This is a genomic window from Maribellus maritimus, from assembly GCF_022267315.1.
In the GTDB taxonomy this organism is placed as follows: domain Bacteria; phylum Bacteroidota; class Bacteroidia; order Bacteroidales; family Prolixibacteraceae; genus Draconibacterium; species Draconibacterium maritimum.
Map to the genome: position 1 here is coordinate 34,758 of NZ_JAIKLE010000011.1, position 16,329 is coordinate 51,086.

The following is a 16,329-nucleotide window of genomic DNA, read 5'->3' on the forward strand; positions in this document are numbered from 1 at the left end:
ATAATAACAATGAACGAATTTAAAATTGCTGAAAAGCTTGACCGTATCGAGCGACTAATTATTTCGAACAAAAAGGTACTGACATTTGATGAAGCGTGTGAATACACAGGCCTGTCACGTTCCTATTTATACAAACTAACTTCTTCCGGGAGAATACCATTCTCTAAACCAAATGGAAAAATTATTTTCTTTGAAAAAGAAAAATTAGACAACTGGCTTCTTCAGAATAGTCATAAATCCGATGACGAAATAGAAGAGGAATCTCTTAGCTACGTCATAAAAAAGAAAAAAGCGTAAAGCCCTACCCTTACGCTAAATATCAATTGGTTTTCCTAATTCAGAAAACCTGATGTGAAAGATACAGGTTTTCGACAAACTAAAGAACAAATGGATTCAAAAGATAACTTATATGTCGTTGAAAATCCGAAAAAGAAAACAATCTTCGATTATACAGCAGAATATTTGTTTGAAAAATACGACATCCGGTACAATGAAATTTCGCATGATTATGAAGTTTCATTGAAGGAAGAAAATAACTGGCATATACTTAACGTCAACTCGCTGATAATAGAATTGGCTAAGGTTAGTATTGATGTAACGCCCAAGAAGCTGGAAATATTTATTAAGTCGGATTGGATTGAAAAGCATAACCCTATTCAAAATTATTTCAATTCGTTACCAGTTTGGAACGGCATAGATTATATCAAGAAATACTGTTCTTATGTACCAACCTTTGAAGACGAAGCATTTTTATATCATTTTCGTAAATGGTTGGTTCGTACGGTAAGGTGTGCACTCGAACCAGAATATTTTAACAAACAGACATTTATTATTAGCCATCGAGGACAAAGTTCCGGCAAATCTAACTGGTGCCGGTTTCTTTGCCCGCCAAGATTATCTGCTTACATGGCCGAGGACATAAGCAACGATAAAGATGCCAGAATTCAGCTAAGCCGAAATTTCCTGCTGAATCTGGATGAATTGGCCGTACTGAGCAGGAAAGACATAAACGCACTGAAAGCCTTTTTCAGCAAAACCTTTATCAATGAGCGCTTGCCTTATGACCGCAAAAACACAACGTTGCCCAGGATTTGCTCATTTATTAGCTCTACAAATATGACCACATTCCTGAACGATGAAACAGGCTCTGTGAGGTGGCTGTGTTTTGAACTCCGTGACACAATAAATTTTGCTTACTCGAAAGAAACCGACATTGATAACATTTGGGTGCAAGCTTATCATTTGGCTTACAAGGAACCGGGGTTCAATCCAGAATTAACGGTAAATGATGTGAACGAAAATGAAGAGCGCAACAAGAAATATACCCGGTTAACGACAGAACAGGAACTCATTGCCAAGTACTTCGAAAAATCGCAAGACATGGCCGACTTCGTTACTGCCTCCGATGTGTTGAGTGTATTAGGCCCCCTGAATTTCAGGTTAAACCACATTAATATCGGGAAAGCTCTGTCAGGGTTCAACTTTCAACGAATTAAGCACTCCCGAAAACAAGTTTGGGGATATTTGGCAAAATCAAATTTCAATCCTGATTGAAATGTTTTTGCTTAAAAATACGATTTAAAGCTACCTGCTTACCTTAACATACCCAGAGTGGCGTAAACAAAAGGGCTTCTACAGGTAAGAATATTACCATTCTTCTTACCTGAACCTTACCTAAGTTACCCAAAAGGTAAAACAGGTAAGTTAAAATAAGTGTCTACCTATGTTCTGACCGGCTGATTATCTACACAAAGGTAAGTAGGTAGGCAATTTTCAACATTTTAAAATATTTGCCGATGAAAAAAGAAAAATTACAATGCGATACAGCGCGGGAGATTACGATAGTCGATTTTCTGAAAGAAAACGCAGTTTTACCCCAACGGGAGAACCACAAAGAAGCCTGGTTCCTTAGCCCGCTTCGGGAAGAAAAAGAAGCATCTTTTAAGGTTTCAAAGCTGCTAAACCGCTGGTACGACCATGGGCTTGGCCAGGGCGGAAATATAATTGATCTGGTCATTGCAATGAACAACCATTGCAGCGTCCGGGAAGCGCTTTCTATCCTTGACAAAATCGCACTATCTTTTTCTTTTCAAAAGCAAGAAATTTTTGCAATTCCTGAAAAGCAAGACGAAATCAAAATTGAAAGTGTCCGTAATTTACAGCACCCGGCATTAATTACACGCCGAATCAATCCTTCAGTTGCAACCTGTTATGCAAAAGAAGTACATTATTCTTTCAGGGGGCGTACCTATTTTGCCATTGGATTAGAAAATATTTCAGGAGGCTGGGAACTCCGAAATCTGTATTTCAAAAATGCAGCTTCGCCTAAAGACTTTTCTTATTTCAATACCGGGAAACAAATGCTGAGTGTAACGGAAGGCATGTTTGACTTTTTCAGTTTGCTGATGTTTTATCCGCGCTTACCACACAAGTCGGATTTCCTGATTTTGAACTCGGTTTCTTTTACTAACCGGACTCAAAAAGTTGTCCTGCCATATTCAAAAATTGGTCTTTATCTCGACAATGACCCGGCAGGGAGAAAAGCTACAAAACAGTTAATGGCCGACTTATCGAACAGTGTCGACATGTCTGCCCTTTATGATGAAAAAAAAGATTTAAACCAGCTATTGACCGCTTCAATCCAACGATGCCGGAGACCTGTGCGGTAAGCTATTTCAAGAGGTGTCAATGTTGCACAATTGACCTCTTGCTTTGCTCCTAAACTCGCAAAGGGAGGAAAATCAAAGATTTTCCTGGCAGCCATTTTAACGGATAAATGATAAAATTATGAAAACAAAATATATTTCTTTCAGGATAAGTAATATTGAAAAGAAGGCAATAACAATGGCTGCAAAAGAAACCGGGCTAAGCACCAGTGAATTTTCCAGGCGTGCTGCATTAAACATGAAAGTTACGCTGCGGTTTACTCCCGAAGAAATGGAAGTTTACAAAAACCTTCATATTTACCACCGGAATTTTAAAGTAATTGGCAACCTTGTTAAAAGCGACTATTTCAAAAAGAACGATATCATTCTCCTGGAACTGGAAGAAGTGATAAAACTAATAAAGACCCACCTTAAAAAATTTGAACAATGATTGGAAAGGCCAAAAGCATATCACATGTTTCCAATGCTGTAAATTACGCTAAAAACAAAAAAGGGGCAGTGGAAATCAGCCGGCACAATGTTGCAGGAGAATCAGGAAAAGAAATTGCCCAGGAATTCCGGGTATTCCAAAACCTGAATGCACGATGTGAAAGAAATTCGTTTTCCATCGTTCTGAGCCCTGCCATCTCAGATGGGCAGAAACTCACAAACGGGGAATTTGCCCGGCTTGCCAATGATTTTCTATCAAAGATGAACCTGAAAGAACATCAGTATGTCACCTTTTTACATTCAGATAGAAACCACCTTCACCTACATATTTTTGTTAACCGGATTGATTATAACGGGAAAGCATATAAGGACAACTACATCAGCAAAAAAGCCCAACGAATTGCAGAAAGCATTGCCAAAGACTGGAAGTTTACTACAGCAAAAGAAGTTCAGCAGCAAAAAGAAGACCTATTATCCCGTCAGGTTATAGACGCACACGAAAAAGCCTTGCAACAAAAACCACGGAACATTTTTGAATATGCAGAACTGATGAAACCGTATGGTATAAACACACAATTAAAGCAAGCTTCTGACGGGAAAGTTATTGGCATAAAATTCCTGATTGGCGAAAATTCAATTAAAGCCAGTTCTGTACACCGTTCGTTTAGTGCAGCAAACCTGCAAAGATTAATCCTGCAAAACTTACAAGCAGACAATACCCATAAAAGAAACCAACAATACAATTCGAATAAAAAACGAGGGTTTAGGTTATGAGAAAAAATTTATCGCAACAGAAATTATTGGAAATATTAATAGTTGAAATTGAAATACTTCAACAAAATAGCAAGAACATTAAAGAAGTTGCTCCTGAAATTGCCCGGCAACTGTATGAACTAAAAACTGCCAAAATTAAGTTTGACCTAAATACTGACAAACTGGAAGAACTACTTGAAGATAATCATCGAAAACTTAGGAAAAGTGTGGTTATGCCAAAGTGGTTTTTATGGTTGATTGCTGGTGTTTTATTGGCATCTGTTGCTAATTGGTTTGTTTAGATTACCTAAATAAATTTATTTCTACATCTTTTTATTGTAACTGCATTAGGATAGATTACGTTATTCACCTTTTTTCATTTTACCATGCGTCTAATAACTAAAGCATCAAAATTTTCATTTTGGCTGTTGTGCCATTCTACCCAAATATAAAATATTCTTTATTGTGTAAACTTATTTTGTTTACTCATATCTTAATGCCTCCACCGGATTCCTCGTAGCAGCACGCCAGCTTTGCCAGCTCACTGTTAGCAGTGCAATTCCCATTGCCAGTAATCCGGCAAGTGCAAAAATCCACCAGCTGAGGTTCGTTTTGTAGGCAAAATTTTCAAGCCATTTACTCATGAAATAAAAGGAAACCGGTGTGGCAATGATAAAGGCGAGCGCTACCCATTTTACAAAGTCTTTATTCAGCATAGTGAGTATTTCTGCAATGTTCGCTCCGTTCACTTTACGAATACCAATTTCCTTGGTTTTTCGAATGATTGAAAAGAAACTGACGGCGTATAATCCAACACAGGCAATTACAATGGAAATAAGGGAAAGGAAAAGTAACATTTTTTTTGCCTGCTGATCTTTTACATACTGGTTCATTAAAACCTCATCGTGAAATTTATATTCAAATGCAAAGTCAGGCTTAAATTCATCCCAAAGTGTTTTAATAATTCCAAGTACTTCAGCAACCTGTGAAGTTCTGATTTTAACATACACATTCTCGAAATTTTCCCCTAAAGTGATTGCAAGTGGTTCAATTCTGTGATGTAACGACTGAAAGTTAAAATCCTTTACAATCCCAATAATATGATAGGTTTTGTTTCCCAGAATCAAATCTTTTCCTATTAAGGAACCTTCTCCTCTGTATTCATTTGCTGCAGTTTCATTCAACACCGTAGCTTCAAAATCGGTCTGTCGCTCCTTATCAAAATAGCGCCCTTCTTGCATCCTGAATTCAAATGTATTCTGAAACTCAGCATCAGCGGGTAAGCGACTGGTGTGAAAGTAGTTTTTGTCTTCCCTGGTTTCGAAATATCCAGAAGTCATTCCAAAGTCATTTCCAAAATAATCGCTACTGGTTGATACCGATTTTACCGCATTATAGGTTTTTAAATTGTCCAGAAAGGTTTTCCTCTGTTGCGCTTCCATGCCACTCAATGAAAACATCATCACATTTTCGGTGTTGTAACCGCGGTCTTTATTCACCACAAAGTTTATTTGCTTCTGGACAACTAAAGAACTCAGGATTATCAGCCCCGACAATACAAACTGAATAAGTATGAAGCTGTTGTTTCCCCACAGGCGTCTTTTTACGTTACTCTCATTTTTTATCAATTCCAGAACACGTTTGTTCGATGTTAGAATGATTGGGAAAATATTGGCAGCGAGGTTAAAAATCAGTAGAATAACAAAGCCTGAGGCGATAATTTCCAGTAGGTGTTTGTTTGATAATAATATGGTGAAATCAAGATAATGTGCCAATGGTTCCCAGGCTATCAGGTAAATAGTTACAGCCAGGAAAAACGAGACCACGAAAAAAACAAGAGTTTCGTACAAAAATTGTGAAGTTATATCTGTTTTAAATGCGCCTATTGATTTTCGGATGCCAACTTCTTTTAGTCGCGTTGAAATATTGGCGATGGTGAGATTTATAAAGTTGACCGAAGAAATTAAAAGTACCAGAATGGCCAGAATTACGGCTCCATACACATACGTTTTATTTGATGTTATAGATGAATCGAATTTATGATTGCTAAAATGAATATCTGTTAGGGGCTCGCAGGTATAGAATAAGTATATACTATCAGAATATTTTAGATCCTCTATTGTTTTGGCGTTTGCCGCATCAACACGATCGTCGGAATGGAGATAAACGCATTTAGATATTTTAAAATTTAAATCAGCAACATTAATATTTGGCTGATTGGTTTTAAAGTAGGTAGTATAGCTTTGTGAGCCCCACCCAATTTTTTCGGGATTTGATTTTTCAATCGACTGGATAAGGTCTATTCTCAAGTGAAAATTGTCGGGTAAATCGTCAAAAACCCCGGTAACAATACATTTCTCATCTCGGAGTTCAACTACTTTTCCCAAAGCATTTTCAATAGACCCGAATTGTTTCTCCGCGATACTGTTTGAGATAATCAGGTTGTTTTCCGCTGCTAAAGGGCCTTCAACATTCGTTTTTAACGAAATACCAAAGAAAGAAAAGAAATTAGGGTCAACATAAAAAAGTGGGCCCCCGGTTACCGATTTGTCGTCGATTTTAAAATCTGCTATCCCGTTATTCAACAATCGCAGTGCTTCAGTAATTTCCGGAATATCGTTTACCATGGCAGCAGCCTGTTCTGGACTGGTTACAGCAAAGTCGGCTTTTTCCTCGTTTAACTGCCCCTGCATTAAACAACGGTATATTTTATCGTAGTCAGTGATGCTTTTGTCGAAACTGGTTTCATAATATACATAACCGGTTGCAAATAAAACAACTGCAAATGAAAGGCTTAACCCAAAAAGCTTAGCAAAGGATAGTATGCTGTTCTTCCGGGCATTTCTGATTGTAATCTTTAATTTATGTAATTTCATATACTTGTATTTTTAAATTTCTATCGAATTGCTTTAGCCTTCAATAAATGGCTGTATTTTGGCACTAATTCTCAGTTCCTCTATCCGCGAATCATCGGGATTCTGGCTTTACTCATACCTCAACGCTTCCACAGGGTTCCTTGTCGCCGCTCTCCAGCTTTGCCAGCTTACAGTCAGAAGTGCAATACTCATTGCGAGTACTCCGGCCAGTGCAAATATCCACCAACTTAAGCTGGTTTTGTAAGCAAAATTTTCCAGCCACTTATTCGTGGCATAGTAAGCAATGGGTGTGGCAACCAGAAAACCAATTCCAACCCATTTAACAAAGTCTTTGTTGAGCATCATGAGAACTTCAGAAATTTTTGCACCGTTTACTTTTCGGATGCCAATTTCTTTTATCCTTAACAGGGAAGAAAAATAGGAGACTCCCAGTAACCCCAACACAGCAATGAATATCGAAAGGGTAGTTAGTAAATTAATAATATTGCTGAACTTTGTTTCAGTTTTATAAGCCGCCGCTATTCGTTGATCAAAAAATTCGTATTCAAAAATAGTATTGGATAAGTATGTAGTTGCTGTTTTCCTCATCAATTCAATTATTTCGGAAGGATTACCCGAAAATCGTACAATGGCATGCGATATATTATCAGGGCTGTAATGGGCTACAAATGGTTGTATCGACATTTGCATTGATTTATTGTGAAAGTCTTCGATAACACCGGAAATTTGGTATTCTTTACCGCCCAGCTTAATAGTTTCATTTAAGGGATCTTTCACACCACGTTCATCCAGCAGGGTTTGATTAACGATACATTGATTTTCAACATTCTCTTTAAAACCATTACCCTGGCTGAATTTTATTTCCATCGTGTTAAAAAAGTCCTTATCAACATTAATAAATTCTGTGGCTCTCATTTGCTGATTACCAAGGCTATCAGTATATACTTCGCCATAAATATTACCCATTTTGGAAAGTGGAAGATTGTTCGTTCCTGCCACATTTCTGACATTCGGATTTTTCAACAGTTCCTCTTTGAAAACCGGGTAAGAATGAACGTCCTTTGGTGCAATATTCATCGAAATCAACGACTCTTTATTAAATCCCAAATCACCTTCCTGCATGAATGAAAGCTGTTTGCGAACCAGCATTGATGCTGATATTAAAGCAATGAATGCCATCAGTTGGAAAGTTAAAAGTGAGTTAAAAAGAATTTTGCCTGCTTTTCCCTTACTCAATCTATTTTGAAGAATTTCAATGGGCTTTATATTACCACTAATAAGTTGGTTGATAAACGATGAAAGAAAAATGATTGAAAAGGAACAAAGCAGTGCTCCTGTTACTATTTTCTTTGTATTTAATATAGCATTAAAAGGTGTGTCGCTGCCAACAAAATTGGGGAAATAGGGTTGGGTTAGCTTAAACAAACCAAACGTTATTACAAAAGCTATCACCGAGAAAATAAAAACCGATATTGAATTTTTTAAGAATAAGTGAAATTTTTTGGCGCCTGAAATTTTCTCGATTCCCCACAAACGCATTTGTTGTGTTTTTTCAATGGTAGACAAAAGCACATAGTTGATAATTGAGATAAGGAGAATTAGCACGCCCAACGTAATGAATATTTTCAAACGCATGTTAACATGTATCTTATTCAGTTCAGTTAATAATAATGTTGGCGATTTTTCTAATTTGGCGAGCCTGATATAATCCTGCGTAAGTTTTGCCGTAAAATCTGAAATATCTGACTCAGGTGCCAACTGAATAAAATTTTTACACTGGTAGTTCCAATCCGATTTGTAATCCTTTTTCCCCTGCGCCTGCATAAAATGCGAAAGACTCCCTATCCAGTGATAGCTGACATTTGAATTACTTGCCGGATTCTTAATAATACCGGTGATTGTGAAGTCAATAAGTTGATCATTAATAATAAGTGAAACCGGAGTGCCAATAACATCAAGCTTTCCAAATCGTTTTGTTGCTATATTTTCCGATATAATTAGCGGGTTAGGTGCCTTGAGACTTTCTTCGGCATTACCTGCAATAAAGTTAAAACTGAAAAAATCAAAGAAGTTTTCTTCAACAAATCCAATTTCAGTGTAATCCGATTTAATTAGATTGTTTTCCTGCTTTATGAAAATAGCGGTGTTTTTACTGTCGAAACTGGTATTTTTAACCACCTCGGGATAACGGTCCGACAAAGATTCACAAAGAACATAGGGCAAAGGAAACTGAAAATAACTCTCTCCAAACTTGTCACGAGCTTCCATACTGAATTTATTACCGGCTGAATCCTGAAAAGAGTCGAAGTTCGTTTCATGCAGCACATAATAACTAGCTGCCATAAAAACCCAAAGACCAATAATTAGTCCGCTAATTTTCAATACTGAAATGTATTTGTTTTTTAAAAGAGACCGTAATTCACGAATAAAATATAGTTTGAACATAATATTATCTTATCATTTAAACTACTCATACCTCAGCGCTTCTACCGGATTTCTCGTGGCAGCTCGCCAACTTTGCCAACTTACTGTTAGCAAAGCAATCCCCAGTGCAAGCAATCCTGCCAATGCAAATATCCACCAGCTTAAAGTGGTTTTATAGGCAAAGTTTTCGAGCCATTTGTGCATAGCGTAATAAGCAATGGGTGTGGCAATTACAAACGCAATTGCTACCCACTTTACAAAGTCTTTGTTTAGCATCGATAATATCTCGGAGATTTTGGCACCGTTTACTTTGCGGATGCCGATTTCTTTTATTCGTTGATTGGTTCTGTAATAGGATAAGCCAAACAACCCCAAAGTGGCAATAAAAATAGCCAGAAAGGTAAAAATTGTAAATGCCTCGCTAAATTTCTTTTCCTCGTTATAGAGCGATGCGAACTTTTTGTCGATGAAGTTATAATGAAATGTACTTTGGGTAAAAACCTTTCCCCATTCTTTTCTAAGTATCTCTATCTTTTTATCTATTTCAGCAATTGATGCCGAATTACTTTTTAATTTTACAATTAATCCATCTTCATTTGGAGAATAGCGAATAATGAAAGGTTTTACTTCATTTTTCAACCCAAAGTGGTGATAATCTTTTACAACTGCGGCTATCTGAAAACTCCGTCCCCAAAAGTTTACTTCCTTTCCAACCGCTTCGTTCAAATCAGTAAAGCCCATCAACCGGGCAGAGTGTTCATTTATAATTATCCTGTTTTTGTCAATGTCCTCATTCCCCGAAAAATTATAGCCGGCAAGTATTTTAAATTCCATCAGGGGAATGTAGTCTTCATCTACTTCGAAATTAAACCAGTTTGTATGCTCATCTTTAGTGCCATCAGGAAAGGTGATGTGAGAAAATGTACTCATATTATCATAACCTTCTCCCGGATAAGTTTGAGCTAGTGACACATTTTCCACAAAAGATAATTTTTCGACTTCAGCTTTTAGAACCCGGAATGAATTATGTGAATTTTCAGGTTTATCTATAATTGTACTTTTTATGGAAATGGTCTGATTCAGGTTCATTCCTAAAGGAATGTCGCTCATGAATTTTAACTGTTTTAGGATGGTTATTGTTCCCGTTAAAAGAATAATGGTAGCCAGAAATTGCACGGTTACAATTCCCTTTCTAAAACTAAGCTTGTTAGGTGTCCCTGTAAGTTTTCCTTTTAAGATTTTTACAGGCGCAAATGAAGAAAGCACAATTGAAGGGTATAAACCGGACAAAAATATCCCGGCAAGAGGTATTCCTATTAAAATTAAGGTCTGCCCAATTCCAATTACGCGTAAGGATAATTCTTTCCCGACAAACGAATTGAAGAACGGTAAAATCAAGAGAGTCAGTCCCAATGAAATAAAGAAAGCAGCAAAATTCAACAAAAACGACTCTGAAACAAACTGAGATACAAGTTGTATCTTACGCGCTCCTGCCACCTTCCTGATTCCAACTTCTTTTGTTCGTTCCATCATTTTTGCAGAGGCTAAATTGATGTAATTTAGCCAGGAGAGCAAAATGATAAAAACAGATATGGCAAATAAAAACCGGACACTGCTTGCATTTCCATTGGTTTCCGCCTCGTAAGGTTTATCGGAATAAAGATGGATATCTGCAAGCGGTTCAATGTTTTGCCGTTCGTTCTTGATGGGGACATCAAGTTCGAAAATTTTCTGGCGAAGTTCATTTTCTGCTACTCCTTCTTTTGCCAAAAGATAAGTAAAAGTGTTATTGTTACTCCAGTTAAGGGTTTGAGGATTAAAAACCCGCCAGTCCTTATAGGTTGAATAGGAAACCAAAAAGTTGATTTTCAGATGTGTGTTTTTAGGGATATCTTTAATTACACCTGTCACCCGGAGCGTGGTATTTGCTCCGTTGTAAAACGCCTTAATTGTTTTTCCAACGGGGTCTGATTGCCCGAAAATTTTACGAGCCGAGCTTTCGGTTAGAACAATTGTATTGGGTTCATTTAAAGCCGTTACCTGGTTTCCTTTCTGCATATAAGGAGTAAATAGATGAAAGAATGACGGGTCGGCTAAATGCCCGTTTTCAATTTCATATACCTTATTGTTGAATTCAAACGATGTCTTGTATAACTGAAAGAAGCGGATAAAATCTACAACTTCAGGAATGTTTTCTTTCATTGTCGGTCCTGCAAGGTTATAAGCCTGGGCATCGCCCGGAACCAGTTCCCCTTTTTCGATATAATCCATATAAACCCTGTAAATATTTTTGTAGTTTTTGTAAAATTTGTCATAGCTTCTTTCGTACCCTACATATAACACGATGATAATAAATGAAGCCATCCCAATGGCTAAACCGCTTAGGTTAATAATTGAAAACAGTTTACTTTTTAATAAACTTCTTACTGCCGTTTTTAAGTAATTCTTTATCATGGTAGTTTATTTTTTTATTCATACCGCAATGCTTCCACCGGGTTTCTGGTTGCTGCCCGCCAGCTTTGCCAACTTACAGTTAACAATGCGATTCCCAATGCCAGCAAGCCGGACAATGCAAAAATCCACCAACTTAAAGTAGTTTTGTAAGCAAAGTTTTCGAGCCATTTTTGCATAACGAAATATGAAACTGGGGTGGCAACAATGAAAGCAATTACAACCCATTTGATAAAGTCTTTATTCAGCATTGTTATAACTTCGGAGATTTTAGCGCCATTCACCTTGCGTATCCCAATTTCTTTAATCCTTCTTTCCGAAGAAAAGATGGCAAGCCCTAAAATTCCGATACAAGAGATTACAATGGCAAGGATGGCAAAAAATCCGATGGTTTTGGCAAATCGTTCTTCCGACCTGTACATAGAGTCGAACCATTGATCATAAAACTGGTATTTAAAAGGATAATTCGGCAGCAAATTCTGCCAGGTTTTTTTAATCGAATTCATAGCCTGGGCAATGTTGTTGCCTTCCAGTCTTACATTAATGGCCGACGGTCTGAACCCGGGGGTTACCATAACGCAAAGCGGCCCGATTGTTTCATGCATCGAACTGTAGTGGAAATCTTTCACCACACCGATGATATCGAAGCCGCCATAATTATTAAATCGTTTATTTTCAAGATTGTCAAATTCGAAATAGTTATATGCTGCTTCATTTAAATAACAAACTTTACCATAGTCGCCGGGTTGCAGTTCTCTTCCCTTAATTATTTCTAACCCGAATGTTTTAATAAATGCGGTATCGACCAATAAACAGGGAACACTCATATTTTTGTCGGTATTTTCCATATTTGATCCCATCCGTATATTAATATTTCCGGGGACTCCGTTTGAGCTTGTCATACTTTTAATAAATGGAGATTTTTGTAATTCACTCTGCAAAAGCATCGCTTTCTGCACGTCATTTTCCTGGACCCATGGGACATCAACCCTTACCAGTTGTTCTTCAGTAAAACCCGGATTTTTATGTTTTACATAGCTAATTTGCCGGTAAACAACCATAACACAAAAGATGAGGACAATTGAAATGGTAAATTGAAAAATAGTAAGTGAATTCCTGAAAACAGATTTATTTTTTAATGTACTTACAGAACCGCTTAATATTTTTACAGGATTAATTCCACTTAGCGCTACTGCCGGTCCACTTCCGCTGACAACGCCGATTATAACGGAGAAAAATACCAGTATTAAATTGTAGGGGAATTTAAAAAGAAGGTTAAAATCGACGGATGTATCGAATACTGATTGGTAAAATGGCAATAAAACCCGGAGAAAAATAATGGCAAGCAGGAAGGCAAAAACTGAGACGATTACCGATTCAAACATAAAGTGTAAAAGGATATTTCTGCGAAATGCCCCGATTGCCTTTTTTACACCCGTGTCTTTGTTTCTTTTGTTTTGCTGGGCAATGGTCAGGTTAACGTAATTTATGATAGCGAGTGTAAGAATTATAATAGCAATTGCACCCAGTAGCCTCATTAAGCCAATATTTCCCCTTTTGGTTGCGCTTCCGGTAGTCGAATCAAACAGATACATATTTTTCAATGCAAGAAAATCGACCTCTTTTAAATAAGGGTCAAGAATATGGCTGTTAGAATTAATTTTTGAAACCAGGTTTTCGCGGTTGGTGTTTTTGTTCAGTTGCAAATAAATACGGAAAGGCCAGCGATAAGTACTTAAATCATCACCATCGCCAATCCAGCTCGAAAATTTAAAGCTTTTGTTTTCGGCATTTACCAAAATTTCAGCAGAAATACTCGAATTCTCAGGGAAGTCGTCAATAATACCACTTATTGTAAGTGGAATACGGTTTTCATACATAATTTCTTTGCCCAAAGCACTTTCTGTTCCGAAAAGTGATTTTGCCGTACTTTGGGTTATTATTGCTGAAGTTAATGTGGAAAATGGTTTTTCCCGGTTGCCGGCGATAAACGGGATGGTAAACACATTAAAAAAATTGTTATCAACCGACATGATATTATCGATGTATGAGGCCTGCTTATTAACCTGCACGGCAATAGGATGGTTCAAAATCTGGACCAGGCATCCGTTTTCAATCTCCGGATAATTTTGTAGCAAAATGTCTTTCACCCTGTAATCGATTGAACTTGTGTTATCTTCAGTATCGATTAAACGCACAATTTGCCGGGCATTTTCATGGTATCTGTCGTATGAATATTCTTTTACCAGGAAAAGGGCAATGGCCAGGCAGATGGAGATTCCAAAGGCAAACCCGCTGATATTAATTACAGAGAATTTTTTATTTTTCCACAGGTTTCTCAATGCAGATTTTAAATAATATGTGAACATGATTTTATTTTTAAATTAGTTACTATTCATATCTCAGCGCTTCTACCGGGTTTCGCGTTGCTGCCCGCCAGCTCTGCCAACTCACCGTTAACAATGCAATTCCCAATGCCATCACTCCGGCCAGCGCAAAAATCCACCAGCTTAAAGTGGTTTTGTAAGCAAAATTTTCAAGCCATTTTTGCATTATACCCCAGGCAACCGGAGTAGCGACAACAAATGCAATAAGTACCCAACGAATAAATCCTTTGTTTAGCAATGATATCACTTCGCTTACTTTTGCTCCATTTACTTTTCTGATTCCAATTTCCTTGGTCCGGTTAATAATAAAATGTGATGCCAGGCCATAAAGCCCCAGACAAGAGATCAAAATTGCCACAAGGGTTAGCCAGGAAAATACGGTCATATCTTTTTCATTTTGCCGGTACAATCCGGCCATATGCTGATCCATAAACCGGAACTCAAAGGGTTCATCAGGAAATAAATTCTCCCATTTTTTCTGAATTACCTTGACGTTCTTGAGTTCCGCTCTTAAAAAAACATAGGAAGGTTGCCCTTCAAGTAGCTCAAATTTTAAAGGTTCAATGGGGTTATTTAGTGCATCAAAATGAAAATCCTTAACTACTCCAATTATCTTTTGTGGAGGAGTTTCATCCAATATTTTCCCAACCGGATTACTCCACCCCATAGCTTTTACATATGCCTGGTTGATAATAACAGATTTATCCTTATCATTGGAATTAGTTCGTGAAAAATTACGGCCTTCAACCATTTCAATGCCAAACAAATCAATATAATTCTCATCAATTTGTGGTTGATTCAATACAAACTGTACATCATCACCATTGTCGTCTTTAACCGCCATAATTGCTTTCATCCAGTTGGAAGTTGATCCAAGATTGGTTCCACCTCCTCCAAATGCCATCGATTTCACCTCAGGCAATGCCGAAAACTCCTGTCGTATAACTTCCTTCCCCGGAAATTTTTCAGGTTCAGGAGGAATTGAAACGGCCATAAGCTGCTCTTTGTTAAACCCAAGCTCTGCATTCTTCATAAACCGAATCTGGCTCCATATCATAAATAATCCGGCAATCATAACAATGGCAACCGCATTTTGAAAAGTAACCAGTGTTTTACAGAATAAACCAAATCCTTGTTTTTTAACGGAGGAGACTTTGGTGGTTTTAAATGCAGGATACAAACCTACCATTACACCAAAAGCAACAAAAAAACCAACGATTGGAATAGCTATCCTAATAACAGAAGACAGATCGAAATTTTTCTCAAACAATTGATTAAACATCGGGAAAAGCAAAGAAGCCAGTCCGATTGAAATAACAGCCGCAAAAAAAACGTTCAGAACCGATTCGCTGATGATATGATAATAAATCCATCTTTTTCCACATCCGATGGTTTTACGAATGTTAAATTCATGTTCCCTCTTTTCCAGTTGTGCCAACGTCAGATTATTGTAATTGATTCCGGCAATAATGAGTATTAATAAAGCAACCACAGAAAAGGCGTAAACGGTTGTTTTGTTTCCTTTAAGCGAATCAGCAAGTAAAGAATTATCAAAATGAATACTTTGCAGCGGCTGCAGATGATGAACCAATTTAAAACCACCAATTTCTTTTAAGAGATCAGCATATTTTTCATCTGTTAATTTTTCTATTTTACGTTTTAGCCCGGTAACATTAGCACTTGTCATTTTAAAGTAGACAAAGTACTCGCCCCAGTCAACAAGTTCGCCGATACCGTCAAAATCCGAAGGGATAAGAGCAGAAAACCGCAGGTCGGTATTCGTGGGTAAATCTTTTATTACACCGGTAATCTGGTAGTCTTTTTTGTCGATGGTAATTTTCTGCCCCAATGGAGATAAATCACCCAAAATATTTTTGGCAAGTTTTTCTGTTAAAACAATTGTATTGGGTGATTTTAAAAATTCAGACGGATTTCCCATTAATGCAGGATAGGCAAATAGCTTAAAAATGGAAGGCGTAGCAGCTCTTACATTAATATTTTTATATTCATTTTCTCCAAATTTAAGCGTGGCACCTCCTTCCGTCTCAACGCAGGTAAAATCTTCAATTTCCGGGCAACTGTTTTTTAGTATTTGGGCAAAAGGAGGATTTGCCAATGCCATGTCAGTGGTTTGTCCGGAGGGTGAAGTTAACGAAGTTGTAAGCCGGAAAATCCGGTTGGCATCAGGATGATAATTGTCATACGTAACTTCATTTTCAACATAAAGTGAAACAAAAATAAAGATTATCATAGCTACCGACAGGCCAACCAAGTTCAGGAAAAAATCAAGTTTATTTTTCCTGACAACACGTAAAATATTATTTATGAATGTATTCATCTCCA

At 37.4% G+C, this 16,329-nt stretch carries 11 protein-coding genes; 6 read left to right on the forward strand and 5 right to left on the reverse strand.

The features are described 5' to 3' along the window. Positions 1-9: 9 nt before the first annotated feature. The 6 genes from K5G00_RS11465 to K5G00_RS11490 all read left to right on the forward strand — a co-directional run bounded on the left by K5G00_RS11465 (position 10) and on the right by K5G00_RS11490 (position 4,150). Positions 10-297: a helix-turn-helix domain-containing protein gene (locus tag K5G00_RS11465; protein WP_238766300.1), complete on the forward strand. Its 288-nt coding sequence runs from the start codon at positions 10-12 to the stop codon at positions 295-297. A gap of 90 nt (positions 298-387) precedes the next feature. Next, a complete protein-coding gene (locus K5G00_RS11470) occupies positions 388-1,554 on the forward strand; it encodes a virulence-associated E family protein (protein WP_238766301.1) in 1,167 nt (388 codons plus the stop codon). A 242-nt stretch (positions 1,555-1,796) separates the two neighbouring features. Next, positions 1,797-2,669: a toprim domain-containing protein gene (locus K5G00_RS11475; RefSeq protein WP_238766302.1), complete on the forward strand. Its 873-nt coding sequence runs from the start codon at positions 1,797-1,799 to the stop codon at positions 2,667-2,669. Positions 2,670-2,787: 118 nt separating this feature from the next. After that, complete coding sequence (locus tag K5G00_RS11480) at positions 2,788-3,096, forward strand: plasmid mobilization protein (RefSeq protein ID WP_238766303.1); 309 nt, start codon at positions 2,788-2,790, stop codon at positions 3,094-3,096. Beyond that, positions 3,093-3,869, forward strand: a complete 777-nt coding sequence (locus tag K5G00_RS11485) for a relaxase/mobilization nuclease domain-containing protein (protein WP_238766304.1) — start codon at positions 3,093-3,095, stop codon at positions 3,867-3,869. Before K5G00_RS11480 ends, K5G00_RS11485 begins: the two co-directional genes overlap by 4 nt. Further along, the gene (locus K5G00_RS11490) at positions 3,866-4,150 is read left to right on the forward strand and encodes a hypothetical protein (protein ID WP_238766305.1); all 285 of its coding nucleotides are present in this window, start codon (positions 3,866-3,868) and stop codon (positions 4,148-4,150) included. Before K5G00_RS11485 ends, K5G00_RS11490 begins: the two co-directional genes overlap by 4 nt. A 180-nt stretch (positions 4,151-4,330) precedes the next feature. On the opposite strand, the gene K5G00_RS11495 is transcribed toward K5G00_RS11490, so the two are convergent. From K5G00_RS11495 to K5G00_RS11515, 5 genes are all read right to left on the reverse strand, one after another. Continuing rightward, entirely contained in the window at positions 4,331-6,724 is a 2,394-nt protein-coding gene (locus tag K5G00_RS11495) for an ABC transporter permease (protein ID WP_238766306.1), read from the reverse strand. A 108-nt stretch (positions 6,725-6,832) separates the two neighbouring features. Further along, positions 6,833-9,169 (reverse strand): ABC transporter permease, encoded by a 2,337-nt coding sequence (locus K5G00_RS11500; RefSeq protein ID WP_238766307.1) that lies wholly within the window; start codon positions 9,167-9,169, stop codon positions 6,833-6,835. Positions 9,170-9,190: 21 nt separating this feature from the next. Continuing rightward, entirely contained in the window at positions 9,191-11,602 is a 2,412-nt protein-coding gene (locus K5G00_RS11505) for an ABC transporter permease (RefSeq protein WP_238766308.1), read from the reverse strand. A gap of 14 nt (positions 11,603-11,616) precedes the next feature. Continuing rightward, complete coding sequence (locus K5G00_RS11510; protein WP_238766309.1) at positions 11,617-13,968, reverse strand: ABC transporter permease; 2,352 nt, start codon at positions 13,966-13,968, stop codon at positions 11,617-11,619. Between the two features lie 22 nt (positions 13,969-13,990). Beyond that, entirely contained in the window at positions 13,991-16,324 is a 2,334-nt protein-coding gene (locus K5G00_RS11515; protein WP_238766310.1) for an ABC transporter permease, read from the reverse strand. Positions 16,325-16,329: the final 5 nt, after the last annotated feature.